Source organism: Yinghuangia aomiensis (assembly GCF_039542225.1).
Taxonomy (GTDB): Bacteria; Actinomycetota; Actinomycetes; order Streptomycetales; family Streptomycetaceae; genus Yinghuangia; species Yinghuangia aomiensis.
Genome location: NZ_BAABHS010000038.1, coordinates 39,744 through 66,363, shown reverse-complemented (window position 1 = coordinate 66,363; position 26,620 = coordinate 39,744). Strand labels below are relative to the sequence as shown.

General features: G+C 70.2%; 27 protein-coding genes and 1 pseudogene. 8 read left to right on the top strand and 20 right to left on the bottom strand.

Annotation, left to right across the window (positions count from 1 at the left end; genetic code table 11):
• Positions 1-31 precede the first annotated feature (31 nt).
• Positions 32-745, bottom strand: coding sequence for a hypothetical protein (locus ABEA93_RS35190; RefSeq protein WP_345679992.1), 714 nt, complete (start codon positions 743-745; stop codon positions 32-34).
• A 156-nt stretch (positions 746-901) separates the two neighbouring features.
• Between ABEA93_RS35190 and ABEA93_RS35185 the strand changes: the two genes are divergently transcribed.
• Positions 902-1,528, top strand: coding sequence for a hypothetical protein (locus ABEA93_RS35185; protein ID WP_345679991.1), 627 nt, complete (start codon positions 902-904; stop codon positions 1,526-1,528).
• Between the two features lie 27 nt (positions 1,529-1,555).
• On the opposite strand, the gene ABEA93_RS35180 is transcribed toward ABEA93_RS35185, so the two are convergent.
• Positions 1,556-2,089 (bottom strand): GNAT family N-acetyltransferase, encoded by a 534-nt coding sequence (locus ABEA93_RS35180; RefSeq protein ID WP_345680001.1) that lies wholly within the window; start codon positions 2,087-2,089, stop codon positions 1,556-1,558.
• 256 nt (positions 2,090-2,345) lie between these two features.
• On the opposite strand from ABEA93_RS35180, the gene ABEA93_RS35175 reads away from it, so the two are divergent.
• A complete protein-coding gene (locus tag ABEA93_RS35175) occupies positions 2,346-3,158 on the top strand; it encodes an alpha/beta hydrolase (RefSeq protein WP_345679990.1) in 813 nt (270 codons plus the stop codon).
• Between the two features lie 37 nt (positions 3,159-3,195).
• Here the strand turns inward: ABEA93_RS35175 and ABEA93_RS35170 are convergent, their stop codons facing one another.
• A complete protein-coding gene (locus ABEA93_RS35170; RefSeq protein WP_345679989.1) occupies positions 3,196-4,503 on the bottom strand; it encodes a helix-turn-helix domain-containing protein in 1,308 nt (435 codons plus the stop codon).
• A 257-nt stretch (positions 4,504-4,760) separates the two neighbouring features.
• On the opposite strand from ABEA93_RS35170, the gene ABEA93_RS35165 reads away from it, so the two are divergent.
• The 4 genes from ABEA93_RS35165 to ABEA93_RS35150 all read left to right on the top strand — a co-directional run bounded on the left by ABEA93_RS35165 (position 4,761) and on the right by ABEA93_RS35150 (position 9,080).
• Positions 4,761-5,801 (top strand): TauD/TfdA family dioxygenase, encoded by a 1,041-nt coding sequence (locus tag ABEA93_RS35165; protein ID WP_345679988.1) that lies wholly within the window; start codon positions 4,761-4,763, stop codon positions 5,799-5,801.
• Positions 5,802-5,899: 98 nt separating this feature from the next.
• Positions 5,900-6,985 (top strand): inosamine-phosphate amidinotransferase 1, encoded by a 1,086-nt coding sequence (locus ABEA93_RS35160; protein WP_345679987.1) that lies wholly within the window; start codon positions 5,900-5,902, stop codon positions 6,983-6,985.
• Positions 6,986-7,020: 35 nt separating this feature from the next.
• Positions 7,021-8,124, top strand: coding sequence for an amino acid--tRNA ligase-related protein (locus ABEA93_RS35155; RefSeq protein WP_345679986.1), 1,104 nt, complete (start codon positions 7,021-7,023; stop codon positions 8,122-8,124).
• Positions 8,082-9,080 carry a phosphotransferase gene (locus ABEA93_RS35150; protein WP_345679985.1) on the top strand — a complete coding sequence of 333 codons (999 nt, stop codon included), beginning with the start codon at positions 8,082-8,084 and terminating at the stop codon, positions 9,078-9,080. The genes ABEA93_RS35155 and ABEA93_RS35150 overlap by 43 nt, the downstream gene beginning before the upstream one ends.
• A gap of 23 nt (positions 9,081-9,103) precedes the next feature.
• Here ABEA93_RS35150 and ABEA93_RS35145 read toward each other — a convergent pair whose 3' ends face one another.
• The 7 genes from ABEA93_RS35145 to ABEA93_RS35115 all read right to left on the bottom strand — a co-directional run bounded on the left by ABEA93_RS35145 (position 9,104) and on the right by ABEA93_RS35115 (position 16,166).
• On the bottom strand, positions 9,104-10,027 hold the full coding sequence (locus tag ABEA93_RS35145) for a phosphotransferase family protein (protein WP_345679984.1): 924 nt from the start codon (positions 10,025-10,027) through the stop codon (positions 9,104-9,106).
• A 598-nt stretch (positions 10,028-10,625) separates the two neighbouring features.
• A complete protein-coding gene (locus tag ABEA93_RS35140; protein ID WP_345679983.1) occupies positions 10,626-10,943 on the bottom strand; it encodes a hypothetical protein in 318 nt (105 codons plus the stop codon).
• A complete protein-coding gene (locus tag ABEA93_RS35135) occupies positions 10,944-11,102 on the bottom strand; it encodes a hypothetical protein (RefSeq protein ID WP_345679982.1) in 159 nt (52 codons plus the stop codon).
• Positions 11,103-12,019: 917 nt separating this feature from the next.
• A complete protein-coding gene (locus tag ABEA93_RS35130) occupies positions 12,020-12,460 on the bottom strand; it encodes a VOC family protein (RefSeq protein ID WP_345679981.1) in 441 nt (146 codons plus the stop codon).
• A 308-nt stretch (positions 12,461-12,768) separates the two neighbouring features.
• On the bottom strand, positions 12,769-13,164 hold the full coding sequence (locus ABEA93_RS35125; RefSeq protein ID WP_345679980.1) for a hypothetical protein: 396 nt from the start codon (positions 13,162-13,164) through the stop codon (positions 12,769-12,771).
• Positions 13,165-13,215: 51 nt separating this feature from the next.
• On the bottom strand, positions 13,216-14,634 hold the full coding sequence (locus tag ABEA93_RS35120) for an ISL3 family transposase (protein ID WP_345680000.1): 1,419 nt from the start codon (positions 14,632-14,634) through the stop codon (positions 13,216-13,218).
• Between the two features lie 710 nt (positions 14,635-15,344).
• Positions 15,345-16,166 (bottom strand): serine/threonine protein kinase, encoded by an 822-nt coding sequence (locus tag ABEA93_RS35115; RefSeq protein ID WP_345679979.1) that lies wholly within the window; start codon positions 16,164-16,166, stop codon positions 15,345-15,347.
• A 202-nt stretch (positions 16,167-16,368) separates the two neighbouring features.
• Between ABEA93_RS35115 and ABEA93_RS35110 the strand changes: the two genes are divergently transcribed.
• The gene (locus ABEA93_RS35110) at positions 16,369-16,644 is read left to right on the top strand and encodes a hypothetical protein (protein WP_345679978.1); all 276 of its coding nucleotides are present in this window, start codon (positions 16,369-16,371) and stop codon (positions 16,642-16,644) included.
• Positions 16,645-16,653: 9 nt separating this feature from the next.
• Here the strand turns inward: ABEA93_RS35110 and ABEA93_RS35105 are convergent, their stop codons facing one another.
• The 4 genes from ABEA93_RS35105 to ABEA93_RS35085 all read right to left on the bottom strand — a co-directional run bounded on the left by ABEA93_RS35105 (position 16,654) and on the right by ABEA93_RS35085 (position 19,206).
• Entirely contained in the window at positions 16,654-16,926 is a 273-nt protein-coding gene (locus ABEA93_RS35105) for a hypothetical protein (RefSeq protein WP_345679977.1), read from the bottom strand.
• 722 nt (positions 16,927-17,648) lie between these two features.
• A complete protein-coding gene (locus ABEA93_RS35095) occupies positions 17,649-18,044 on the bottom strand; it encodes a hypothetical protein (RefSeq protein WP_345679976.1) in 396 nt (131 codons plus the stop codon).
• 146 nt (positions 18,045-18,190) lie between these two features.
• On the bottom strand, positions 18,191-18,808 hold the full coding sequence (locus tag ABEA93_RS35090) for a tyrosine-type recombinase/integrase (RefSeq protein ID WP_345679975.1): 618 nt from the start codon (positions 18,806-18,808) through the stop codon (positions 18,191-18,193).
• Positions 18,805-19,206 (bottom strand): hypothetical protein, encoded by a 402-nt coding sequence (locus ABEA93_RS35085; RefSeq protein WP_345679974.1) that lies wholly within the window; start codon positions 19,204-19,206, stop codon positions 18,805-18,807. Before ABEA93_RS35085 ends, ABEA93_RS35090 begins: the two co-directional genes overlap by 4 nt.
• A 12-nt stretch (positions 19,207-19,218) precedes the next feature.
• Here ABEA93_RS35085 and ABEA93_RS35080 point away from each other — a divergent pair, with 12 nt between their 5' ends.
• Positions 19,219-19,404 carry a hypothetical protein gene (locus ABEA93_RS35080; protein WP_345679973.1) on the top strand — a complete coding sequence of 62 codons (186 nt, stop codon included), beginning with the start codon at positions 19,219-19,221 and terminating at the stop codon, positions 19,402-19,404.
• A gap of 19 nt (positions 19,405-19,423) precedes the next feature.
• On the opposite strand, the pseudogene ABEA93_RS35075 reads toward ABEA93_RS35080, so the two are convergent.
• The 6 genes and pseudogenes from ABEA93_RS35075 to ABEA93_RS35050 form a co-directional block, all read right to left on the bottom strand.
• Positions 19,424-20,565, bottom strand: a pseudogene (locus tag ABEA93_RS35075) (MerR family transcriptional regulator).
• Between the two features lie 195 nt (positions 20,566-20,760).
• A complete protein-coding gene (locus tag ABEA93_RS35070) occupies positions 20,761-20,973 on the bottom strand; it encodes a hypothetical protein (RefSeq protein ID WP_345679972.1) in 213 nt (70 codons plus the stop codon).
• Positions 20,974-21,475: 502 nt separating this feature from the next.
• Positions 21,476-22,501: a hypothetical protein gene (locus ABEA93_RS35065; RefSeq protein WP_345679971.1), complete on the bottom strand. Its 1,026-nt coding sequence runs from the start codon at positions 22,499-22,501 to the stop codon at positions 21,476-21,478.
• Positions 22,498-24,621 carry a hypothetical protein gene (locus tag ABEA93_RS35060; protein ID WP_345679970.1) on the bottom strand — a complete coding sequence of 708 codons (2,124 nt, stop codon included), beginning with the start codon at positions 24,619-24,621 and terminating at the stop codon, positions 22,498-22,500. Before ABEA93_RS35060 ends, ABEA93_RS35065 begins: the two co-directional genes overlap by 4 nt.
• Positions 24,622-24,631: 10 nt before the next feature.
• Positions 24,632-25,036, bottom strand: coding sequence for a hypothetical protein (locus tag ABEA93_RS35055; protein ID WP_345679969.1), 405 nt, complete (start codon positions 25,034-25,036; stop codon positions 24,632-24,634).
• Between the two features lie 245 nt (positions 25,037-25,281).
• Complete coding sequence (locus ABEA93_RS35050) at positions 25,282-25,575, bottom strand: hypothetical protein (RefSeq protein ID WP_345679968.1); 294 nt, start codon at positions 25,573-25,575, stop codon at positions 25,282-25,284.
• Positions 25,576-26,620 lie beyond the last annotated feature (1,045 nt).

The window sequence follows — 26,620 nt, the reverse complement described above, 5'->3', positions numbered from 1 at the left end:
GGTGTCCGTCCGGGGACCGGCGGATGCAGACTCAAAGGGCCACGCCCAGCGCCGGGGGTGCGCTGCCGATTTCCCAATGGCCGAGGTCCTCGACGGTCAGCATGGTGATCCCGTACTGCTTCGCTGTTCGGCGTGCCGGGGCGGTGAAGGCGTTGCCCTTGAATTCGGCCACGACATAGGCGTACTTCGCTCCGTCGAGATCGTGGCGTGCCGCGTCGTCGGCGAGGCGGCGCATCTTCGCGCCGCCGACAGCGGTGGGCTTGTTGGCGGGTGTCCAGCCGTTGACCCGCACCAGCAACGGCATGCCGTCCGCGGTCGTGGCGAACACGTCGGCGCATTGCGGGTCTTCGGCTGAGTCGTCGATGCACACATCGGTCATGCCGTCCCGGGTGCACAGCCAGGCCACATGCGCGGAAAGCGCCTCGGCGGTGGAGTGCCACATGCGGCCCATTGCGTGGTCTTCATGCCGTTCCCCGTACGTCGGGTCGAAGAAGGAACGCCTCAATTCCACAACCAACCCGACGAACGTACGCGTTCCGCGCCGCCACCATCGCCAGGCGTCCTGGACGGCCAGCGCACCGAAAACCACCCCGCCGATGACTGCGGAACCACGGGCATCCGAGGCCAATCCGGTGCCGGGCGCCAGGCCGGCACCCACCACCACGACGGCAACGCACGCCACCGCGACCATCCACCACCACCGCGGATCCCGCCACGACCCCGGCTCACCACGACCTGTGCTCACGATTCCCCCCTGACTCCCGGGCCTCCGGCCGCTCCTCACGACGCCCCACCCCCGGCCGCACCCATGTGGACGATGACGCGGCGGAAGCGATCCCGGGTTCCCGCTCGGGGCCCTGGCCCGGCCCCGACCGACGGCGGCGCCGATCGGCCCCACCCGGTGACCGGCAGGCGCAACTCCGACCTCATGCAGGAACTCGAAGCGTTCCGCACGGCACTCGGCGTCCGCGCGACGTTCTCGGAGACCGAGGACGGGGAGATCACCGACTACTCGGTGAGCGACGTGAAGGCCGGGACATACGGCCCGGATTCGGTGAGCTACCGGATCTCGTCGACGAACCGTTCCGGGGCCGTGTACGGCATCATCACCCTGGTCGTCGAAGGCGATGTGGCAATGCAGGCCGCCTCGGTATTGGTGGCCCGGCCGACCGAACAGACCGCCTCGTCCGCGGACAGTTGCAGAAGCTCAAGGACATCTGAGCCCGCGCTGCTCGCGCACCGGCGCCCTCGGCGTCGGCGACAGGTCGTGCAGCGGTGCCGCACCGACGCTGCGTTCGGTGAACCTAACGGCCGTCTGTGCCCGGCCGCGGTCGACCTGAACGGGCACCGGGTAGCCGGCCTCGACCAGCTGCTGCTGGAACTCGGCTTCGGGGAAGAGTTCCGGGCCACTGGTGCGTTCGAACAACCGGCCGTCCTCGGGACGCCATACGACGCCGCCGTCGGCGGTGCGGTCCTTGACGAACTCCCGTGTGGTCGCAGTCGGCCTCCCTGGTTCTTGCGGGCCTGAGGTACCGGAGGTTCACACCGGGAGCGTTCAGCGTGGCCGCGCCGAGGCTGCAGGAGACAGGGTGGATTGGGCAAGATCGCTGGGGACGGCGTCCATGAGGACCTCGCCGCAGACCTCGCCGTCCCACCATCCGCAGGCGCGTCGGACACCGATGCGCTGGAACCCGGCACGCGCGTAGGCGCGGATCGCGGGCGTGTTGCGTTCGAGGACGGCGAGGTAGACGCTCCGCAGGCCGTGGTCGAACGCGGCTTGGAGGGTCAGTCGGGTGGCGCGGGCGGCCAGGCTGCGGCCGCGGCCTTCTTCGCCGAGGACGATGAAGAATTCGGCGGTGCCGACATAGTCGTCGATCGACAGGCTGGTCGTGCCGACCGGCAGCGGACCGCCGTCGTCCGCGGTGCGGGTGGTGTCGTAGACCGTGAAGTGCAAGTTGTCGCCCGCGAGCCGGACGTCGGTGCCAGCGGCGAGGTTCTCGCGGGTCTCGGGTTCCGCACGGCCGTTCCCGCGCATCACCACGGGGTCGTTGGTCCAGTGCAGGTAGGTGTCGACTAGGTCGCGGCGCAGCGGGCCGAGGCTGATGACGCCGTCGGTCAGCGGCGTGTCGGTGGTGATGGAGATCGCCTCGCAAACGTCGTCGGGGGTTGATTACAGGGTGAACACGGCGTAGGCGCTGGTTTCGGGGGGCTGCGGGGGCGTACCGGGTTCCAGTCTGCTCGATCCAGGCGTGCGGTCCGACCGCGCGTGGCGTGCGTATGTCCGTGGCGGGCACCGACACGGATGGTCGCTTAGAGGCCACTGGAACAGGCCCTAACCTGGGCACGTGGATGACAACGAGGTGGCGTTTCGGTCGCTGGACGGGACGCTGCTCAAGGGGACTTTGTCCGCCGGGGGCGTCGCGGCCACCGGGGTGGCTGTGCTGGTGCACGGGTCGGGTGTTACCCGGGAGGAGGGTGGGTTCTTCACTCGTCTCGCGGTCGGCCTGGCGCAGGTCGGCATCCCGAGCCTGCGGTTCGATTTGCGGGCCCATGGGGCAAGCGAGGGCCGCGAGTCGGAGCTGACGATCGCTGCCGTTGCCAACGACGTTCGTGCCGCCGTCGACTGCGTGCGCCGGGAGACTGGCTGGCTGGGGCCGGTGCACGTGATCTCCGCTTCGTTCTCGGGGGGTGCGTGCGCCCTGCTGGCCAGCCACCGGCCTGACGATGTGGCCAGATTGGTCTTGCTGAACCCTCGTTTGGACTACCGCGAGCGGTACACCACGTCCCGCCCGGGCTGGTCCGCGGACTACTTGTCGCTGGAGGGCGCCCGGCAGTTGAACGAGGCCGGGTTCACCGAGCGGAGCCCATTCGAGCTGGGCCGTGCGCTGCTGAACGAGGTCCTGCTGTGGGACGTGGCCGCGGTGCTGGGCGCGGTGCGGGCGCCGACGTTGATCGTGCACGGTACGAAGGACACGTTCGTGCCGGTGGAGTTGTCACGGCGGTTCCGGCCGTTGTTCGGCGGCGCGACGGAGCTGATGGAAGTCGAGGGAGCTCAGCACGGGTTCGCGGTCCACGACGACCCGCAGTACACGGACGCGCAGACGCAGGCCTGGCAGCGTGACGTCATCTCGCGGGTCTGCGCCTACCTGGGCCCGTGAGCCCGGACGACCGGGCCGACTTGTCTGGTGTGGGTGGCTATGGGGCGGTGGCGGCGAGCTGCGCGTGCAGTTCTCGGACGGCCGGTCGCTCGCGGTGGGCTTGCAGGCAGGTTCCGGTGCGGTGCAGTTCGGTGAGTGCTTGCCCGAAACGGGCGGCTGCGGCGATGTCCAGTGCTTGGAGTGCGGCTTCGGCGGCCGCGTCCGGCTCGCCGGCGTCGGCGAGGGTGCCGGCGAGGTGGGCGGTGAAGAACGCGCGGTCGCGGGGGGCGAACGTGCCGGTGGCCAGGTGGTGGCGGAAGAGGTCGACGGCGCGCTCGGGACGGCGGGCCTCGCGGTAGCAGATCGCCGATTGCACCATGAGCCGTTCAGGGGTGTAGCTCTCGCCGAGCGGGCCGGTGCACGTGGCCTGGCTGGTCGCCTGTGTTGCTTGGCCCAGCGCCTGGTGCGCCTGGTCGAGAACGCGGTCGACGTCGTCGGTGGCCGCGCCGGTCATGGCGAGCGCGCGGGCTTCCTGCTGGAGGGCTTCGGCTCGCGGTCGCGGCGGTAGCGTCCACGGGCCGGTGGTCGCGGCGCGGGCGAGGTCGAGCATGCCGGCCGGGTCGTCGCGGTCGGTGGCCTGTGCTTGGCGCAGGAGGACGTAGGCGTGCATCGGGCCGTCGCCGGCCATGGTCGCCCATTCCTTGGACTGCTGGTGCCAGTAGGCGGTGTCGCGGGCGGGTGCGCCGCTGTCCTTGTGGAGCCAGGCGGCGAGTTCGGCGCCGCGGGCGCCGAGGACCAGCAGTTCGCGGCGGACGTCGGTTGGGGCGTCGCGGGCGGTGGTGTGGACGGCGGCGAGGATGCCGAGGGTAGCGGGCAGGGCCTGGCGTGGGCCAATGCGGCCGTCGACTCGGGCGGCTTCGTCCAGGGCGTCGCCCAGGTGGTCGACCAGGTGGTGGTCGCTGTAGCGGTGGGCGTTGTGGGCTGCGGCGGTGAGGTGGTCGAGCGCGTCCAGGTCGAACAGCGGCAGGGCGCCGGCGACCACGCCGCCGAGGAAAGCGCGACAGCGCACGTCGTTCTCCAACTCCGTTAGGACAGCAGGGTGCAGGCTGGCCGGGTGGTGGAAGCCGAGCTCTTCGAGGGGCCGTTCGAACATGGCCTCGAGGACGCGCCGGGCGTCGCGGTTGGGCAGACCGGTCTTCCCGGCCTCCCAGCGGCGCACCTGCCGGACGGAGATCGTGGCCTTCTGGTTCAAGGCGCGCGCGTGCTTGTCGTAGGCGTCGACGAAGTCCTGCTGGGTGGGCCAGCCCCGGGCGATCCGGGCGGCGACCAGCTTCGCATTGACCGGTCTGACCTCTTGGTCGGCCATCAACACCCCCAGGTCTGATGATTCACGGTAACGACGCGCACACGGCACCGAGAACAGGACACGACAGCTCCGCGCCGAAGTGTCCGGTGATGTGTCCGCCCTTGCGGCCTCGTCCCGGCACCGGGCCAAGGCGTGAACTGAAGCGGAAGGCCGTCGCCTCGAAGCACGATCTCGCCGACGCGGTGTCCTTCTTGCGTTCGAGCGCCCCCGCCACCGCTCCCGGGGGGCGCTGATCCCCGGGACCGAGGTTGGTGGCCATGACGCTGACGCCGTTGCTCACCGCGCGAGCTGCCGCACTGCTGCGCCCCGACGACGCGGTGGTGGTGCATGTCGACCGGCCCGGGCAGGTCGCGCTGTTCGCCCTCGCCCGCAGCCTGGACCCCGGCGACGAGGCGCCGGACGAAGCGGCGCGCCGGGATTGGGCCGAGCACGGCGCCGCGATGAGCGCCGCCCTTCCCGCCGATGTGCACCGGGCGGTCGCCCGCTACCGCGGCCGGGGCGCTCCTGCGGAGGCGCTGCTGCTGCGTGCCGTGCTTGCCGGCCTGCCGAAGCTCGTCCCGACTCCGACGACCCTCACCCCCACCGCGGTCGGCGCGGATGCGCAGCGCGGCGCGCTCGCCCTGCTGGGAGTGGCGTCGCTGCTGGGCGAACCGTTCGGCTTCCGTTCGCTGTACGGCGGCAGGCTCGTGCAGCACGTGCTGCCGGTCCGCACACACCACGCGGCCCAGACCAGCGGCGACAGCACGGACTTGCTGTGGCACGTCGAAGACGCCCACCGGCCGGACCGCTGCCACTACCTGGCGCTGCTGTGCCTGCGCGGTGCCCCGGACGCGGCCACCGTGTTCGCGTCGGCCCGCGCGATCCAGGACCGCGTCGGCGACCGCTGGGGGCGGATCCTGCGCGAGCCGCGGTTCGCGGTGCGCCCGGACAGCGCCCATCTCACCGACGGCGCCCACGATGGGCCGCAGAGCGCCGCTGCGGCGCCGGTTGCTGTGCTGTCCGGTCCGGTCGACGACCCGGAGATCCGCTTCGACGCGGTCTATCTGCGCCCGCACGACCCGGGTGACGACGAAGCGGCCGAAGCCTTGCGCTCGGCGAGTGAGGCGGCCGGTGCGGCCGCCGTCGGTCACGTGCTGGAGCCCGGGGACCTGCTGGTGCTGGACAACCGGCGCGCCGTCCACGGCCGCACCCTGTTCCGTCCCCGCTACGACGGCACCGACCGGTGGCTGCTGCGGGCCATGGTCTGCGCCGACCTCGCCGAGCACCGACGCCGCCGTGGCCTGCGCGCCCTGACCTGAGCTGCTGCCGCCCTCTCTCCGTCTTCGTCCGTCGTCACCCCACCATTCCGGAGTCCGCCATGCCCATAACCCTGTCCACTACGAGACCGACTGTCCCGATGCCGACTGACGCGGCGAAACCCGCGTGCTCGCACGACGAGTTCAGCCCGCTGCTCGAAGTCGTCGTCGGCACCGCCCGCGGCGCATACCTGCCCGATCCGCACACCGACCGGTCGGCGTGGCTCAACCTGTACGGCGATCTGACCGCCGACCAGCTCGCCGGCGTGCGCGGCGGCCCGGTGGACCCGCGGGTGATCGAGGAGAGCGAAGAGGACCTGGACGCGCTCGCCGATACGTTGACCGCGCTCGGTGTGCGGGTGCACCGCCCCGCGCCCGTCGACCACTCCCGCACGCACGCCACGCCGTCGTGGTCGGCTCCTGGCCTGTACGGGTACTGCCCGCGCGACCTGGCGCTCGTCGTCGGCAGCGCCATCATCGAGACGCCCAGTCCGATGCGCGCCCGCTACCACGAACTCGACACCCTGCGGCATGTGTTCACCGGCTACGCGCAGGCCGGGTCCGTGTGGCTGGCTGCGCCGAAGCCGCGGCTCGCCGATGAGCTGTACCCCGTCGACTCCGTCGGCCGTCCGGTCTTGGGCGATGGCGAGCCGGCGTTCGAGGCCGCGAACGTGCTGCGCATCGGCCGGGACCTGCTCTACCTGGTCTCCGCGTCCGGGAACGAGGCCGGGCTGCGCTGGCTGCGGTCGGTCCTCGCGCTGGCCGGCGAGTACACCGTCCACGCGGTGCGCGGGGTGTACGCGTACACGCACATCGACAGCACTATCGCGTTGATCCGGCCGGGCCTGGTGCTGTTCAACCCCGAGCGCGTCACCGAGGACACCGTCCCCGCGCCGCTGCGCTCGTGGGACCGGATCTGGTGCCCGCCGATGCGCGACACCGGCACCCCCGCCACGGGTGGGCGGCCGCCGCTGAGTTCGCCGTGGATCGGCATGAACCTGCTGATGGTCAACCCCCGGCTCGCCGTCGTCGACGCCGCCCAGACCGACCTGATCGCCGCGCTGGAGAAGCACGGTGTGGACGTGCTCCCGCACACCCTGCGGCACGCCCGCACCCTCGGCGGCGGGCTGCACTGCGTCACCCTCGACACCGTCCGCCAGGGCGCGTGCGAGAGCTACGTCGACTGACGATTCCGCGTCGTCGCGTCCACGAAAGGCATCTGATGCGCTCCCCGCTCCTCCCGCTTTATGCCACCCGCGCCGCGGCGACGGCCGACCGCTGCGCGCAGCTGCGCACCGACACGGCCTCGCGCGCCCACCTCTCCGCCCGCGCCGCCGTCACCCGCGCGCTGCGGGCGGTGTTCGACGCACGCGGCCACCTTGAGGTCGACACCCCGCTGCTGCAGGTCCGCGCCGCCCCCGACCCGCGGCAGCCGTTCCGGGTGCTGTCGAGGCACCTGGACCCGGACACGTTCCTGCGGGCCAGCCCACTGCACCTGCGGGCGATGCTCACCGCCGGCTTCGAGAAGGTCTACGAGATAGGCCGCACCTTCCGCGACGAACCCGCCGACGCCACTCACGCCGTGGAGTACACCCTGGTCGAGGCGTACGCGGCACACACCGACTTCACCGACACCCGGGCCCTGGTCCGTGACCTCGTCCACGCCGCCGCCCGAGCCGCAGGCGGCACCACCCGCCTGCGCCTCCCCCACGCTGCCGACACCATCGACCTGGCCAACCCGTGGCCGACCGCCACCGTGCACGACGCGGTCGGCGGCGTGCTCGGACGCCCGGTCGTTCCCGACATCGAAGCCGACGAACTGCGGCAGGCCGCCGCCGACCATGACGTGCCCGTGCGCGCGGTCGACGCCGACGGTCTGGTCCAGGAGCTCTACGACGCCCTGGTCGAACCCGCCACCGGCGCCCCGGTCTTCTACACGCACTTCCCCGCCAGTGCTTCCCCGCTCGCCGAGGCCTGCCCGCGCGACCGGCGCCTCGCGCACAAGTGGGACCTCGTCATCGGCGGGCGCGAGATCGCCACCTCCTACAGCGAACTCACCGACCCCGACGAACTGCGCCGCCACCTCGCCCCCCGACGCGGCGCCAGCGACGAAGCCCACACCCTGGACGAAGCGTGGCTGCGGGCCTTCGCCGGCGGCATGCCGCCGACCGCCGCAGGGCTGTGCATCGGCCTCGAACGCCTGGTCATGACCCTCACCGGCGCACCCGCCCTCACCGACACCATCCCCTTCCCCCTCACCCCACCGCAGATCGGAGGCCTCGCGTGCACGGTCCCCAACCCCAACCGGCCCCACCCGCAGGCCTGACCGGCACCGTCGCCGACCACCACGCCCGCACCGGACTGGGCGACCTCGCACCGCTGGTGGCCTTCGCCGCCGAACGCTGCGGACTCGGCCCCGTCGACAACTGGCGCGTGATCACCACCGGCTTCGAAGACACCAACATCGCACTCGACACCCGCACCGGTCAGGTCGTCGTCAAGGCCTTCGCCCGCAGCCGCGGCAGCATCGCCGCCCGCACCGTCGCCCTCCTGCACCGCGCCATCGCCCAAGGGGTCCACCACCCCGAACTGCGCCGCGACGCCCACGGCCGGACCCTGCTGCGCTACCGCGGCACCAGCATCCTCGTGATGGACCGAGCCGACGGCGCCGACTACTACACCCTCCAACGGCCACCGACCCACGACGAACTGGCCCGCATCGTCGACCAAGCCGCGCTCCTCCACACCATCGACGCCCGCCCTGCGCACGTCCACGACCCGTGGGCCCTGACCAACCTCGTCCCGCTCGCGGACCGCATGCAGCCGCACCTCGACACCGAACAGCGCGTCCTGGTCGCTGCCGCGGTCGACGCCGTCGCCCGCGTCGACCGCCCGGCGCTCCCCCACGCGCTCATCCACGGGGACCTGACCAAAGGGAACGTCCTCGCCACCCCGGACGGAGGGATCACGCTCCTGGACTTCGCCGTCGCGGGATGGGCGCCGCGCGTTCAAGACCTGGCCGTCATGGCCGCGAACCTCACCCACGGCGACCCGCGCCCGCTGACCGAACGCGTCACCCAGGTCGCCGACCTGTACGCCGACACCGCCAGCCTCACCGACCGCGAACGCGACGCCCTGGCCGTGTACGGGCACGCGGCCGCCGCCATGGAGTTCCTCGGTGCCCTCGCCGAACAACGCCTCCACGGCACGGTCACCGACGAGACCGCCTACCTGGTCGACCTCGGGCTGGCCGGACTGCGCGACGCCGCCAAGACCGGCTGACCCGCGGCCCCTTCCGGCACAGGTCAGCCGAGGCGGGACCGTAGCCAGGCCAGCGTCGCAGCGCCCTTCGCCGCCTGGTGGGCGCGCAGCGTCGGCAGGTTCGGCGGCGCCGGGCGCAGCGACTGGCGGACCCAGTCGCCGGCCAGCGCGGCGAGCACCGCGTCCACCGCGCCCGGGTCGGCCGCCCGAGCCGGGCCGTAGGACTCCCACACCGCCTGCGGGTCCAGGCCCGGGCTGGACTCCGCGACCGAGGGGAGGAAGAACAGTGCGTCCAGCCATGGGGCGCCGGCGACGGCGTAGGGCCAGTCGATCACCACGACCCGATCGGCGGTGACGATCAGGTTGTCCGCGCGCAGGTCCGCGTGCACCAGGGTGTCGCCCTTCGCCGCGTCCCCCCAACCGTGCTCCAGATCGACCAGCAGGTCCAGGTGGTCGCGCGCCCACGGGTCCAGCCGCGGCCACTCCTCCGGCTGCGCGGACAACGCGCGCCACGCGCCGAAGTTGTCCGCCAGGTCGTCGACCACCGACGGCACCGGCAGCGGGCTCGGTGTGGCGTACTCCGCGAGGTCGGCAAGTGCGGTCATCACGTGCTGCAACTCGTCGGGCTGCCAAGGCTCGTGGGGCATGTGTCCGTCGACGTCCTCGAGGACCAGCATCACCCAGTCGCCGTCGTCGTACGTCCACAACAGCCCGGGGGCCGGCACCGTGGCGGGCATCGCCGCCATCACGCGGGCCTCGCGCCGGAACAGGTCTGGGGCGAGCGGGTCGCGATCAGGGCTGATCGCCTTCGCGAACACCCGGCGCCCGTCGGCAAGACGCAGCCGCGACGCCAACCCGGGCGAGAACCCGCCGCTCTGACTGACCTCGTCCACCACCGCGGATCCGAAAGCGGCCTCCGCAGCGTCACGCACCTGGGCGGGCAACTGCTGCCACAGCAGCCGAGCCAACGCAGGCCCCTTTCCTGGACTGTGGAACACCGAAGGTATCCGAGTCTCACATCCGGAACACCCGGGTTTCACCCGGTCCGGTCGCTTCCCAGTGATGCCTCCCGGGTCCAGAGGCGGCGCGCCGTACGCTCGGCAGACGCCGACAAGTTGAGGAGGCGCGTGTGGACAGCGATCGTGCTGCGGACTTGGTCGCGGTGTGCGACGCATGCCTCGGCGTCATCAACGACGGCGACGGCGTCCTCGAGGTCGACGGAATGCCGGGAGCAGCCGAACCGGTCGGGGTGCAAGTGCAGCGCACCCCGAACCGAACGCGCCGGGATCCGGTGCGCCGCGCGGTGGGCGGATGCCGAGAGGTGCGGTGCGCAGTGACACACCGTGCGCACGGCCACCCCTTGTCCTGGCGCGGTCCAGGAGGTTTCCCCGATCTCTGGCCACGTTCCGTAGTCGTCGGACCGGCGGCAGAGGCACCCGGGTGCGCGGTTCGCTACGCCAGGCGCACGGCGCATCGGCCGGTGCGGAGGCGGCGTTGTGCGCCAACGGTGCGCGGTGCGAACGCGTGCACCCGGTGCCGGCAAACCGCGCCTGCCCGCCGTTCGCGCTACCCGGGTTCGGGGCCGGTCGGTGGGTTCGGTGCGCTGTCCCGGGAGCGACGGAAACCGGCGAACGACTTGCTGTCGGCGGGGTCGAATCCGAACCCGGCGTCGTCCATCACCACGGCGCGAACGAAACCGTCGGCGTCCACGGTCCAGCACAGGACTTCCTGCGGCATCGCCGGTGCACCGTCGGGGCCAGCGTCGAACGTCGCCCACCACCCGTCGCCCGGCAGCGCGGAGATGACCGGGGCAGGGTCGTGCTTCTCGTAGGCGACGAACCCAGGCAGCACCTCCGCGGGGACGAGCTTGCCGTCCCCGACCACCTACCCGACGCCGCGCCCCGCCTCGTCGACGTCCCACAGGGCCACGTCCCACCGGATCAGTCTCCCGCCCTGGCCCTTGATCACCGCGTTGTACCCCGACACGTTCGCCATCCGCTCCCCCAAGTGCTCGTCCGCCAGCCGCCGTGGTCCTTCCCCCACATTCGGCAGGGCAGACACCCTGACACGCCGACCAAGCACCGCGAGCCCAACATTCGAACATATTTGCTACAAGGGTTCCTTGTCGGCATAGGATCAACGCATGGGGCGCAAGGACCTGACCGCCGGCACCTGGGGAACGTTCGGCGAACGCACCGCACGAGCCCTCGCCGAACGCGCCACGACAACCGACACAGCCCCCGCCGTGGAACCACCCCCGCAGGCGCCGGCACCGTCGTCGTCCACGCACTCCGCTGGGTCCATCACGGACTGGTCCGGAGAGGGCGGCTGGGAAGCCGCACCCGTCGAGGAGTACCACGTCGTCCCCGGCACCCGGGTCCGGCCCATCCCGGCCAGGACTACACCGGCCTGGCACGCGACGAGGACGGGCAGCTGGCGCCGTGATCCAGCCGCCCGGCACTTCCATTCAAATGGAAGTCGCCTGCCCAGCTGCCGACGTGAGCGCCATCCGCCGCCGCGGTCGTGGCCGACCTCGCCAAGCACGCCGGCACCGACGTCCGGCACAGCACCGGACGGGGCGACACATCCGCCGCCCCGCAACCTGAGATCCGGGAACCCGGCCGTCAGCCGGACGGCGGCCCTACGGATCCGCAGGCCGCGGTGCGCAGCCGGTCGAGGAACTCCTCGACCGCGGCGTGCGCGGCATCCACGCGTCGCCCACCCACGGGCCCACTGGTGCCACACCCCATGCAGTAACGAACGCCCGGTTCATAGCTTCTGGGAGCTATAAACGCGAAGGCGCCTTCCATAGCTCCCAGAAGCTATGACCGCCGACGGCCAAGGGCCCGCAGCTATCGAGGAACGGTCCACAGCGCCGCACGCCGCTGTCCTGTGCGACCGAGCCCTGAGCGTGCGTGGTGGCCGGAGTGCTGGCGGGTGCACCGGATCCCCGCCACCCTTCAGCTGAGCTGCTCGGCCAGTCCGACGATGATGCCCTCGGGCCCGCGGACGTAGCAGAGCCGGTAGCTGTCCTCGTACTGTGCCAACTCGCCCACGAGTTCGGCGCCGTGAGTGCGCAGGCGGGCAACGGTGTCCTCGATGTCGTCGACGGCAAACATGACGCGGTGCGTGCCCAGAATGTTGTGCGGCCTGTCGCGCGGCCCGGCACTGATCACCGCGGGGCTGCGGTACTTCGCCAGCTCAAGCCGGCTGTGACCGTCCGGGGTCCGAAGCATGGCGATGTCACAGCTCACGCCGTCGAGTCCGGTGCACTGGTCGGCGACGAGACCCCCGACCTCCGCCCTGCCCTCCAGCTCCATACCAAGTTCCACGAAGAACGCGATGGCGGCATCCATCTCCTCGACGACGATGCCGACGTTGTCCATCCGCTGAATCGCCATGCTGGTTTCTCCTTCTTCCGCGTGCGACCGGTGGCGGCCGCTGATGCCCCTGGGACGGAGCAGGTGGCACGTTCTCGACATCCTGCGCCACGAATCTCAGCGATCGGCCTTCACCACTCAAATGTCCCTGGTGCACGCTCAAGGTTCGGTGGCACAAGACAGCCGCCGGCCAGCGAACTGGTGACTCCCGTTCCCGCGTACATCGCCTATTCGTGTAGACGTGCGACTCCCATCCCGCGTCGAAACGACGTCGCTACTCAGGTTCTGGCTCAAGTTCTGTGGTGCCCTATGCACTCGGCAACTCCGTGTCATGCGCGTGGGTTGCCGGTTGCCAGACGTCGCTGCGTGATGAAGGTGTCGTCGGCGTCGTATCGATCGACGCGATGCCACCAGCGTTCGTGGTCGAATCCGTCGCAGTGGTTGTAGGGATGGGCGACGAGGCGCAGTCGCTGCCATTCGCTCACGATCATTGCCTTCTGCCACCAGTCGGGCTGCTCCACTTTTAGCAGCATGTGGAGCAGCCCGGCCGAGTCGGAGACCAGGATGACGAGTGCGCGCATCGCGAAGGCGGTCTCGCCGGTCTCGCCTACCTCTTCGGACACTCGGCCGAGTTGTGTGTGCAGAACCCCCTCGAGCGCACGGACGTCGTCGCGGGTGATGTCCTGGGCAAACGCGAGCTTCCGCTCCGACGATGCGCTGGTCATGTGCCTGCTATTCCTCTGGTCGAGTCCTGCGCCGCTGACAGCTGCAGGCTGTCATGCCATCAGAATGCGCTTGCGCAGGAGCGAGAAGCCTGCTCGCCCGAACATCTGGCGTTTGAGCATCTTGATGCGGTTGACGTGTCCTTCGACGACGCCGGAGTTCCAGTGCAGGGTGAGTCCGGCGATGACGGCGTCGCGGTCGCGGTCGATGCCTGCGGCGAGGGTGTGGAGGCTGGGCAGGTTGTCGCGGCGGACGGCGTCGAGCCAGGTGGGAAGCTCTTCGCTGCGGCGCTCGGTGAGCATGTCGGCGAACGTTCGGACGTGTGTGGTCAGGGCGTCGAGTTCGGGACAGTGGGCGCGGACGGCTTTGAGATTGATCTGCTCGCCTTCGGTCAGCGCTTCCGGGTGGCGGAGGATCCAGCTGGCGACGATGCGTGGTGCCGGCGGGCGTGCAGTGACGGGGCCGGGTGAGGTGCGCTTGCGGCGGAGGTAGGCGCGGACGCGCTGGTAGCTGCCCGGGTAGCCGAGCGGGACGATCTCCTCCCAGAGTTTCCAGGCGTTCGTGCAGCCGTCGTCCCAGCGGTTGTCGAGGTAGGGCTTGAACGGGTCGAGGACCGAGGTCCGGTTCTGCCACTGTCCGGTGAACAGGTCTTCCGGCGCCGCGGCGCCCGCCAGGCGCTGGACCGTGGTGGAGCCCATGCCGAGTTGCCGCTGGATCGAGCGTTTGCTGTGACCAGCCTCCAAGAGCGCGTGGACGGCGGCGTGCCGGTCGCGGATGCGGTCGGCGAAGCGGTGTCCGGTCGGCCAGGGCGACCCCGAAGCGGGCTCTGCCAAGTCCGGGCCGGCCTCGGGCGCACTCGAGCCGCTCACCAGGACCTGCAGACAGCGGCGGTGGGCGGCGCGTTCGGTGGCCTCGCTGAGGTTGTGCCAAAGGTGCCAACGGTCGGCCACCTGCACCGCGTTCGGGGCTCCGACAGCGGCGGCTTCGGCGAAGAACGGTGCCCGGTCGCGGCAGACGATCTCGATGCCGGGTCGCTCCTTCAGCCAGGCGGCGACCGTGGACGTTTCACGGTCGGGCAGCACGTCAATTGGCCGGTGCGCTTCGAGGTCGATGATGACGGTGCCGTAGGCACGGCCTTTGCGGGTGGCGTACTCGTCGATGCCGACCGCGCGAGGCGTGACCGACCGCGGGTCGGGAAGCACGCAGACCAGGCGTAACAGAGTGCTGCGGCTTATCGCGACACCGAAGACACGGGCCAGACGGGCACCAGCCCGGCCCGCCAGCGCCAACCCGACGGCCGTCACCACTGACCGCAGGCGCTCGGTGCGCTGGCCATATCGACGCGTCAGCCCCGCCAACTGCTCGGCGAACGTCCGCCGAGTGCATTCAGCGTTCACGCATGCGAAGCGGCGGACCCGCACCCGAAGGACAACGGGGCGCCCGGCCGTTGGAGTGTCGGCAGGAAACCGCAGTTAGGAACCGTGAACCCGGCCCGACCACTCACCGCAGCCCGGACAGCACGCGCCCGGCGCCGTACTTCGGACCTCTGCCCGTATGCCCTCCGGTGTCGCCTCCACCGCAGTCACGGCGACGTCCACGATCGCAGGCAACAGCAGATCCCTCACCGAAGGCAGAACGTCGTCCACGATCCCGCACGGTCGATCATCGCCAACCACCAAGCGCCACTCTTGGACAACTTGCAGAGGCCTCGCGCTAGTTCCGAGAGTCACTCAGCGTGCACGGACCACAAAACCTGAGCCAGAACCGCTACTCACGTACATAGCCACACGCCGCCGACTCGGTACCGGACCCGCCCCCGCACCGCAGGCCTCCCCCGACACAAGCCTCCGACTCCCCTACGTCACCCGCCTCACCGCCGACCAGCCCGACGCCGGCACCCGGCACCGGTCAGGAGCACCCCCGACTCGACCGCGGCCGCCGCTCACTCGGCACGGGTACACAACCCCGGGCCTCGGACGAAGGGGTCCAGGGGAATTAGTCAGCACGCCCGCCGAGCGCATTCGGACCCTGTGACCGGGGAGTTCGTGCGTCGGCGCCCGGCTCCGAACGCAACAGGAAAAGCAATACGAAAGGCAACCCCAAACCGGACGCCCTGCGGCACACCGACCGCCGACCGGCGACACTGCCGCGGCGTAGGCACCCGCGGCGGCCCCACAACCGCTCAAGCACGGGTGGTGACCGCGCGCCACTGCGCCGCCAGCTCGCACACGGTCGCGTAGCGGTCTCCCGGGCTCGGGGCGGTTGCGTGATTGACGACGCCGAGTTGAGCGCCGGTCCCCCGCCATGCGGACTCGCAGTCGCCGGCGTCCAGCAAGAGGCGCAGCGCCCGGCCCAGGGCGTGCACGGTGGTGCGCTCGTCGATGACGGCGCCGCGGGTGAACTCCTCGGGTGCCATGTACCGGGTGGAGCCGGGGAGCCGGTCGACGTCATGGGTGAAGGGCCCGGGCCGGTACTCGTCCAGGTCGCACAAGTGGACGCGGTGGCGGGTGAAGTCGTACATCACGCAGCCGTCGTAGAAGTCGACGGCGACGAACCCGGCTGCTGAGACGGCGAGATGCGCGTCGAGGATGCGGTCGAGCGCTGCGTGGACCAACGCCAGCGGCAGCTGGCGGAAGCGCGCCATCGGGCCCGCCGGGTCGGCACGATCCGGCCGGGCCCGCACGGTGGGGTGGTAGAGCGCCTCGGCCTCGACCCACGGGTAGACCAGGACCGGGTGCCCCGCCGCGTGGAAGCTGTGCAGCAGCGGGACGACCGCCTCGTGCCGGACTCGTGCGTGGAGCGCGCACGCGCGCTCCAGAGACCGTGCCGCCGCCCGAGAGCGCGCGGTCTTCACGAACCAGCAGCCGCCCGCGGTGCGGACGCCGTACGACGCGCAACCGGAGTCCTGGTCCTCGAACCGCCGGAAGACCACGCCGACATCCGCGAGGAACACCTCCAGCGGACCCGTTCGGCGCACCGCCAATACGCGGTCGATCGCATCCATGTCATCTCCCAGGAAGGCTGCAGCCGTCCCGTACCCAGCCGGGCCAAGCCGAAGGCGGCCACGCAGGCCCGCCCAGGCAAGAGTCCGCCGGGAAGGACCGAGATCCGGCTGCCGGAGCCATTGCGCGGGGCACTACGCGGACCGGCCCGGTCAGGCCTCGGCACGACGTGCGGCGGGCGCCGGACCGCCCGAGGGTTGAGGCATGCAAGTCATCCTGCTCGACGACTCCGATCGCCGTATGGACCAGCACGGAGACGCAATCCCCTACCCCGGGACGCTGCACGCCGCCCGTCCCGGCGGACCCGGTTCGGAACTGCCCGAGGCCTTCACCTTGTGCGGCAGACCGACCGTGAGCATGGACGTGCTCGGTCCGCGCGAGCCTGGCCCGGGCACCCCGCTCTACCCGCCGAACCTGGAGGGGAAAGGCCCCGGCAAAGCCGCCGGATGCGGGATCTGTGCACGTCGCGTGTTCGAGTGACAGACGACGTCAGGAGGCCGCCGACTCCTCATCCGTGCGCGCCGCAACCCGCAGCCGGGCGATCAGGTCGAGCCGACCGGGAGCCAGAGCCATGCGCGGGTGGGCTTGCAGAGCCACAGCGGCGTCAGTCCGCTCGCGCATGAGCTCCTGCCAGCGGGCACCCTCCGCCTCGTCCCACTCCCGGCCGCGTCGGCCCTCGAGGAACGCGTCGACCGCGGCGTGCGCAGCGTCCATGCGGCGCTGGAGGTCGATCAGATCGGCAGGCAGGTCGTTCTCGCTCACCCAGGCGAGGCTACGCCCCAGGTCACCAGGCCGATTGGTGCCGCGCCGCCCACGAGTGATCATGGAAGTAGGTACTCGGGGCGTCCCGCGAACGTGGAGGACGCGCAGTGCCGGCGATCTGGAAAGGCGCGATCAACGTCGGGCTGGTCAGTTCTCTGAACTACGCAGTCACAGTGGCTCGTCCACTGGCTTTGTCCGCGAGTTAGCCCAAGCTCAGCAGGTTCTGTGGTGGTGCCGCCTGACTCGGCATCACGCTCACGACCGTCCCGCGGCCGAAGAACCAGAAGGGGTTCGTCGTGCTCCCCAAGCGTTGGGTTGTCGAGCGCACGAATTCGTGGACGCTGCGGGCCCGCCGCAGCGTGAGGGACTACGAGACCCGGCCCACCCACAGCGAAGCACACGTCAACTGGGCCGCGATCGCCGTGATGACCAAACGCCTCACCCGCAAGGGCGCATCATCCGCACCGCCGACCCCTGGCGCAAGAAGCGCGAGCAACAGGCCGCCTGACCAGCGCGTTCAACAGGCCGTTCAAGAAGGGGACCGAGAGCCGACCCGGCCTCCGAGGCACTCCCGCTCGCTCACCGGACCAAATTCGGCATCACGTATTTGGCCCAGGTCCCCCAAGAGTCCTCCGGGCGTTCGGCCTCGTTCTGCACCGCCACGGGAGCACACCCGGGACTTTCGTCGCCCCTCGGGGTGACTTCGTCGTCGGGTATGGAGCTCATTCCCAGACCGTGACCTCGAGCGTGACCGTCTTGAGGGTGGGAACGGAGGTAATACGCAGGTAGGCGGTCCGGCCTTCATCGGTCACCAGGCACAGGCGCATGCCCTGGGACAGTTCACCGCTGGTGTGGCTGCCGCGATTGGTGACGGACTCGGTGCACTGGTCCCGGGTCGGCTCGGGGCCGTCAGGCGAGATGATTGCCTCGGCGCGCTCCCCGCGGGGCACCACGAGGGTCACGACGGGCCCCACGTCGGTCCCAAACAACGCGTCCGAGCCCTTTCCCGACGGCTGGGCGACCAGGGACGTGCTGTCCAGGTCCACGCTGTGCGTATCCGACGAACCGAGCCCTCGCCCGGGCCCCATGCCGATGGCGAACCCCGAGGCGATCCGCATCACCCGCCTTCGCCAGCCCTCCTATCGCGGACAGCTCCACCCAAAGCCGACCTTCAACAACCTCGGGAGCACAACGAAGAACCTCGGGGCACATCAGAGACGAACACTCACGAGCCTCCGACGGCACCGGGCAAGCGGCTTGCGAGTCATTGGCGCTTGGGCATACCGAGATCGACAGGGCGTCGGGCGGTGTCGAGTTGGGCAAGCTTGTCCTGAGCTGCCGCAAGGCTGATGTGGAGGCCTTCGACCTGACCAAGCCAGCCTTCGTTCCCGGCTTCGGTGATGCGAGCGACGAGGTTGTCGCGGATCTCGACGAGGCGGGCGCGTTGGGCGGGGTCGGGGCGGAGCAGGGAGCGGCGGATGCAGGCGTGTTCGTGTGCGCAGGCGGTGCCGTAGGCGCGGGCGCAGGTGCCGAGGGAGACTTCGCGGCGTTCGAAGTGACCGAGGAAGGCCTCCCATTCCTCGTCGGTGGGGGTCTGGTACTCCTCGGCGGGGCGCAGGGCGCGGCGGCGGGCGATGAACGCCCGGTGGGCGTCGATGGCTTCGGCCGGGTAGATGGCGTGGTAGCCCATGGTGGTGGACAGGTCGGCGTGTCCGGCGATGACCTGGGCGATGTGCGGGGGCAGGCCGGTGCGGATGGCGTCGGTGATGAAGATCCGGCAGAAGTCGTGTGGGGTGAAGTGCAGGGGCTGCCCGGCGGTGTCGGTAAGGCCGGTGGCGTCGAGGACGTCGCGCAGGGCGACGCGGATGAACTCGGCGGTCATTCGGGAGGGCTCGCCGCTGCGGTCCCATGGGAAGAGCAGGGGTGAGGGCGGGTTCCAGCGGCGTTCCTCGTAGTCGTAGGCGGCGACGAGGGGGATGGTGCCGGTGCGGGGTCGTGGACCCGGCGGATGATCGTGGCGAGGACGTCGGCGAGTTCGGGGCTGACGAGCAGGACGCGTTCCTGGTCGGTCTTGGACGGGGCGATCTGCAAGAGCGGGACGATCTCCCCGGTGGTGGGGAGCCGGTACTGGACCAGGCTGTGGTGGCCGGCTTCGAGCATCTCCTCGATGCGGGCGCCCGTGTGGCTGAGGAACTCCACGGCGGCCCAGCCCCAGAACGCGCGGTGTGTGAGCTGCCCGAACTGGCGGCGGATCCCGGCGGGCCGGCCGTCGGCGCCCACCGCGGTTCCCTGATGCGATCCAGGCGTGTGGGCCCGCATCCGGCGTTCTCCGAGCACGGTGAACACGGCTCCGGGTTCCGCGGCACGGACGGCGTCCACGCGGGCCTGGGCCGCATCGCGCAGCTCGGCAGCCGCGCGGGCGGTCGACTGGGCATGCCGGGCCGCGGCGCCCATCCGGCCCTGCCCACAGCTCCATGACGCTGCGGTGCGGTGCGGTTCAAGCTACGAGCAGGCGGAGACCGAGATCTGCCGAGGCAAGGCTGACAAGGTCGCTGTTGCGCTCGGCCCACCGACCGGAGTCGAGATCCTTGCTGAGGCTTCGCACCGCCCGCTGCTCGGCCTGAGGCCCGACATTGGTCCACACCGACATCGCGCGGCGCACGTGATCCTCCAGATACGCCCCCGGTCGGCGCCAGTAGGCCTCGAACAGGCCGTCAGCACAGTCCCACGGGATGGGCACCGGCTCAGCGTGGGCGCCGATCGCGTCGGCCATCCCTGCCAGGGAAGGGAATTGGGCGAGGACGGCGGCGAACTCGGGCAGGTAGTCGCGGGTGAGCCAGAATCGGTCCTGCCATCCGGGCTCGTCGGTGTCGAACGTGAGCACCACCACGCGGCGGGCCACGCGCCGCATCTCGCGCAGCCCCGCTATCGGGTCCTCCCAGTGGTGAACGGTGGAGACCGCCATCGCGACGTCGAAGGACTGGTCCTCGAACGGCAGGTTCTCCGCGGCGGCCGCCACGCACGGCGCCGATCCGGTGGGCCGCTGCCCCCGCATGACCGCCGACGGTTCCACCGCGGTCACGTCGCGATCCGCAGGCTCGTAGGAGCCGGTACCTGCCCCGACGTTCAGCACGGTCTGTGCGTCCTCGAGCGCGTCCCAGATCTGCGCTGCGATCCGCGGTTCGGTACGCCGTGTCGCGGTGTAGGCGCCGCCGATCGTGTCGTACAGCTGTGCGCCGAGCATCTCCAGTTGCTCCTCCGGGGTCACGTTCAATCCCTTTGCCCGTGCAGCAAGTTCCCTGTCGATGGCCGCCACCATGGCATCAACGCGATCACGCCGCTCCAGCAGCAGGCCGCGCAGTCGGCACAGGTGCGCGACCGCGTCGGTGGACGGGTCGCCGATCAGTTCGGCGACCTCCCGCAGTCTGAAGCCCAACCGCCGGTAGGCCAGAACCTCCCGCAGCCGCTCCACGTCGCCGGCCGAGTAGGCCCGGTACCCGGCCGCGGTCCGCGCCGAGGACGCACGAGCCCGATCTCGTCGTAGTGATGCAGCGTGCGGACGCTCACGCCAGCCGACTCGGCCACGCGTCCTGCGGTCCAGTGATCCTCTACGGCATCGACTATCCAACCTGACGCCACGTGAGGGTCAAGAGCGTCACGCGCGGGAGCAAGAGCCGAACGTGAAGTAGCTGTTCGAGCAGATCCATGCAAGCTGGTGCGATGGCTTGGTTCAGAGAAGCGGCCGCGAGATATTGGCGCTGGTCCATCCACACGCCAGCCTCCTAGTCCTGCGGCAACTTCACTGGCCCGATGAAGTCGACTCCAGCGAAGGACTCACGCCGCCGGACCGCGTGAACCGTCACCGACGCCGAACTGGGCGCCGCGGACGCCCTGATCGACGCGATCGGCACCGCCGACCTCGCCGAAGAACGCGACCACTACGTCGAAGCCGTCGAACAGGTCGTCGAAGCCAGGCTCGCCGGCACCACACCCGAAGCCGCGCCGGTTCCGGAAGTGCCGACCGTTGACCTCATGGCCGTGCTGCACGCATCAATCGGGGGCCGGAAGCAGCCCCAAGGCCACCGACGCACGCAAGTCGGTCTCGCGCCGACGACACCACCCGTCAAGTCCCGGCAAGCCCGCACACCTCGCTGCTCCCCCGGAATCCGTCCGGCCGCAGCCGACTACAACGAGTGATCCGGCCGCAGAACATGCGACCCGGCCTCCTGCCCGATGGAACGCTGAACGACATGAACACGGACATGGCAGCACGCTCAGGACCAGACCGGCTGTGCATCGTGCGACTCTGCACGGATCCGGGATGCAGAGCATCTCGCGAGCGACCGCGGCATGGTCGCGGCAGCCGCGGAAACCGCCGACTCCTGGTAGCGACCCGGGCCGCTACCTGCTGTCAGCCGCCACCTTCCACGGCGTCGCCGCGATGATCGGCCGCCTGGCCGCCCACCAACTCCCACCAGACGCCGCGTTTCGGCCACCAACCTGACCGCCCAGGGACGCTGCCGCGGGCAGAAGGTGCGCACGCAGGCGATCAGGACGGTGGGGAGGGGGTTTGCGGGGATGGGCAGCCGTCCCGCGCCGCGTTCGCCGCAACCAGTGCGCTGAGCAGGCGAACCGGGTCGCCGACGAAGCCGAGGCCGGTGTCGAGGCGGTAGACCACCCGGCCCGAGGTGCAGACCTCGGTGTAGCCGGCGCCTTGTCCGAGCGAGACGACCTGCCCGTCCGCGCCCCAGCGCGCGTAGGGCGCGACCAGGTCGGCCATCGGGCCGCGGTCCACGTCCAGTTCGAGGACGTGGCGGTAGTCGGTCGGGCCGGTCGCCACGTAGCAGTTCTCCCGCACCGGGTCGGGCCCGGACCACTTCTGGATCCACTTCGGATCGGCGGGCAGCCCCGACGCGGCCACCGGAATGCCGCACAGCGTCCGCGGATCGAACGGGGTCGGCGGCGCTTCGCTGTGCAGCTCGGGCATGGCCAACGGGTCGCCGCCGCAGTGGGCTTGCCGCCGGATCGCGTTGGCCGTACCAATCAGGAGCGCGGTGATCGCGGGCCGGTTGCCGGGCTTCGCGGCGACGCGGTTGGCGTCCGGACGCGACCAGACCTCGGCGTCGAGGCGCCGGGCGTACATGGCGAAGAACCGGGGCGCGTCGCCCGGACGGCACGGCGGCACCTCCACCCAGCCGCCGAGGTCGGACGCGGCACCGACCAGGCCGCTCCCCAGCGGGGACATCAGGTACTCGCCGCCGACTTGACTGAGATTGTCGACCATGACGCCGTCGTACGCGTCGGTGAGCTTGTACTCGAACCATTCCAGCCGGGAGCCCTTCCTGAAGGCCCGGCACCGCTCGTCGATCACCCGTGGATATGCCAACGGCTCGTCCCGAGGCTCCTCGAAAGCGCCCTCAGGGAACAGGGCTTCGAGCGACCGGGCAGGGATGAGCCCCCAGCAGAAGGCCTTCGCCTCCGCGGAATCCCGGCCCCGCGTCCAGAACAGCCCGGCCGCCACAATGGCCAGCACGACGGCGGCAGCTATGCCGGCCCACATCCGTCCGCGCGTCATCCGGCAGGCCGTTGCTCGGGCGTGAACGCGCTGTTGTATCCCAGCCCCGCGGTTTCGACGAGTGTTGGCCCGTCGTATGCTGCGCTGTTCTCCGCCGCCCACGTGCGCATGATGCCTTCGACCTGCTCCTTGCCGTTCGTGAAAACGTCGTGGATGGGCGCTTTGAGATCGTCGGCCGCACCGGCGGGGTGCGCGTCGTAGAACTCGCCGATCAGGCCGTTGAGTCCGGTGGTCCCGATAGTCAGCCCGAAACCGACCAAGGGATTGACGGAGACGGCGCGGCCGAGAGCGGCGGTGCGGGCGGCAGCGACCTGGGCGGCCCGCAAGGTCGCTGCGGCCGAGGCACCGCTGACGCCGGCCTGGGTCCAGCGTTCGGCACGTCCGTCCGATGCGGTTGTACTCTCGTCTTTGGTCGCCCCGAAATTGCGCATGTGGTCGGTGACCGTGGCATCCAGTTCGCCGAACGCTTCCCCTGCGGCGGTGGCAAAAGTCGCCACATGCGCGTTGCGAGTCCCCCGGTCCCAGGGGCTCGGGTCACTGAGGGTCAGGCTGAGTCCGGCGCGGGTGAACCGCTCCTCCGCCTCCTTGAGAACCTCGATGTTCGAGGGATCGGCGACGAGTCCTTTGAGGACGTTCTGCATGGCTTCGAGCGGAATGCTTGCCGTCGGACCGGCGAACGGCACGGCGGACAGGTCCTTTTGGGCACCGGTCTGGGTCAGGCCGAGATGCATCGAGTCGGAGTTCTTCGCCAGCATCTCCGTGATACTTCGGCGCAGCGGGGCCGAGTTGTCCGAGACCTGTGGCACGTCCCGTGCTCCCAGGGTGTTCATCACGTTGCCGACCACTTCCGCCATGGGGGCATCGGTGACCCGGCCCGTCGTGGCCGCGACCACTGCCTCTCCGAAAGCATCGAGTTGGACGCGGTGCGGCATGGTCATCGAGCCGTCCGTGATGTCGTACAGGGCATGCTCCAGGGCCACGTAGGAGACGTGTTCCTTGCCCTTGGGGCCACTGAAGAACGCGGTGGCCGCATCGGGGTTGTTCTTGAGCGCGACCATGAACCCGGTCACCGGATCGCGTTTCGGGTCCGTGGTGAGCCAGCCGTCGCCCTTGCGCATGCCGTTCTTGTCGAAATCCAGCAGGCCTTCGCCGACTTGGGTCAGGAACGCCGTGTCGTATTTGCCTTGGCGCAGCAGGACGTCGAGCGACTGGTAGCCGAAGGTGACCCCGCTTTCATGCCACTCGTCCCGGGTCGCAGACTGGCCGGCCAGCCGCAGTTGCTCCATCCAGCGGCCGTCCTTGGCCAGCGCCGCACTGGACGACGACAATGCGTCGCGCAGGGTGGTCTGGATGAACTGCTGGTCCCCCGCCGAGACGCCGGGCAGGCCGCCGGGGATACCCGTCATGCGGGTGGCGGTGAGCAAGCCGTCGGGGCCCAGGTCGTACATGAGGCGCAACCGGAAGGTCGGGTCGCCCGGATTGTCGGCGACCAGAAGACGGAGTTCCTGCATCTCCGTCGAGCTGAGTCCGTCTTTGCTATCGAGCTTCGTCAGGAGGTCCGCGGCGCGCTGGGCGTCCGCGGTCGGGTCGGCACCGAGGGAGTGGACGTTGAAGTCCTGTTTGGGGCCGAAGTCGACGTTGGCTTTCAGGGTCATGGCGGCCAGTTCGTCGGCGGCCGTGGCCTGCTCCACTGCGGCGGTGATGCGTTTGGCGATGTCGTCGGCGATTCCTTGGAGGTTGCTCTGCGCGGTGTCCGACATCGCAGTCCATGTGAGCCGCCCGTCGGGCTGGCGGGTGATGCCGTTGCGGCGGGCGTCGTCCAAGGCTTGATGGAGCGTGTTCTGGGCGGTGCGGAGTTTGCCCGCGGCTTCCCGCAGGATCGCCGCCATCGCTCCGGACTCGGCCCGGACGGCTTCGAGTTGGTCGCCGACGTAGCGGATCAGCTGCACCGCCCGGCGGCCGTCGTCGCTGATCCACGCGCCGGCCAGCGGGCCGATGACGTCGCGGTCGACGGACGCTTTGTCGCCGGTCATCGCGGCGCTGAGTTTCTCCCAGCTTGCCGCCACCGCGTCGACCGCGTCGGGTGAACAGGTGTCGAGGTCCTCGATCGAGAGTCCCATGGCGCGCCCCCTACTTCTTGCTCAACGCCTTGGTGATGGCCTGCTCGGTCTCGTGCCAGTTCGTGGCCGCCTTGCGGATCCGGCCGGCCCGGTCGTCCATGTCTTCCAGGAGGTGCTTGAGCTTTTCGCCCCAGCGTTCGTGGACGTGGTCGACGGCCTGGGTGAGTTGGAGGTTTCGGCCGATGGCCGCGTGGTCGCTGTCCTTCAACGCGACGTTGACGTCGGCGTTCGTTTCGCCGCGCAGGCCTTCGAGGCGGGTAGCGGCGCTCAGCAGCGCCTCGGGTGTCAACTGGACTGCGCCCGATGGGGCAGCGGCGGACAGCAGCCGGGTCTCGGCGGGTTCAGCGGAAGGCGGGTCATTGCCCTCGTAGAGCCATGGGCTCAGGGCACGGTCGATGTGGTTGTCTTCGCTCACAGTGGCCCCCGTGCGACTGGAATCGTGGGCGGGAGCCTAGCGGGGGCGGCAGTTGTGTCGCAGGGTTACGGCGCGCAGGGCTCGCGCCAGCTTGCGCTATCTCGCGTGCTGAGTGCGTGGCCGTAGCTACAGGGCTTCCTCGACTTCTGCCTGCTGGCGATGCTCCACGAACGCCCCGACTACGGATACGGCCTATCCCAGCGCCTGTCCACAGACGGTGTCTCGGACGTGCCTGGCGGCACGCTCTACCCCGCGAGTTCGCCCTCTTCGGTGCCGCCGCCTATACGGCACCGCGGCGCGCCCGATCGACCGGAGACTACCTCGACCAGCGCCTGGCCTGTCCCCGACCGCGCAAGTGCGCGCGAACAGCTCTTCGGCGGCACCCGGCAGAACTCAACCTCGTCCTCGGCCAACTGCACACGCCCGACCTCCTGCCGCTCGACGAGCCTTACCTGGGCTTCGACCAAGGCATCTATGTGGACTTCTGGCGGCAGGAGGTCCGCGTCTGGCGGGACGCCGGCCGCGTCGTCGTAACCCATCTGCTGCACAGCCCAGCGGCAGGACAGCCGAAATGCCCTGACGGTTGCGGCGATGCCCTTCAGCCGCAGAGGTTCGCGCTGAGGGCGGGCCAGAAACGCCCGTAGTGGCCGTCTGGGCGGGTTTTCCGCATCGGCACAGGGAATCACCCCAGGGCACTCCCGATAGGCCGCCAGTCGACATATGCGCAGGTCAGATGGTGTTTTCTCGCTAGGTCAGGTGCGTATAAATCAGGCATATCATCCAAGTGCTGCTCCCCCGCGTCCGCCGACTACGCCGGACCCTTCACCGCGTCCAGCCGCCGCCCCTCCCGACGTGCAGCCGTCGCGACAGGCGCAACACGGGTCTTCCGGAGCAAGTTCCGGCACGGACTTCGGTGCCGCTTCGCGAAGGACTATCGCGCACCGAACCGCACCGGCAAAGCCCTTGATGGCGCGAGCAATCGGTAGCGTCGACGGCACCGGGCCCGGCGTCGGTTGCGTCCGCGAAGGACTCTGTCCCGGCGCAGGCAGGCGAACGATTCACGGCAATGTGGCGCCGACAACGAAACCCAGCACAGCGGCTTGCCGTCGCCAGTATCCAGGTCGAGAAGTCACACATCCAGCCTGGTGCGGCTTCCGCAGCGTGCATGACGTGCCCCCTGGTCCGTGACTTCAGGTCCGGAACGCCGGGCACCCGGACTCGGAAGCGGGCTGCGGCAGCGAAGAACGCCGCACCGCAGCCGGCCGACGATTACCCCTACTGCGACACCAGGCACGCCCGATTGGCGCGTCACTCCGCGAACGCTCCCGTCCGCGGACGGCACGTGTGGCAACTATGGACGCACGCGCCCGCTACAAAGCGGACCTATGCAGCGCGAACCGCGCAAGCGCGGACTCCGCGACCCCCAGGTCCGGTATCAGCGCACCGCGTCGAACGCTCTCATTCCCCCAGGCCGCGAGGAAACGACCGCAGCTCTCTGACACGCGGCGTGTAAAGCGCCTGCTTGCGCATCCAACACGCCCCTGGGCGCGGGGCAACGGGCGGATCAACGGACATCTTCGGGAT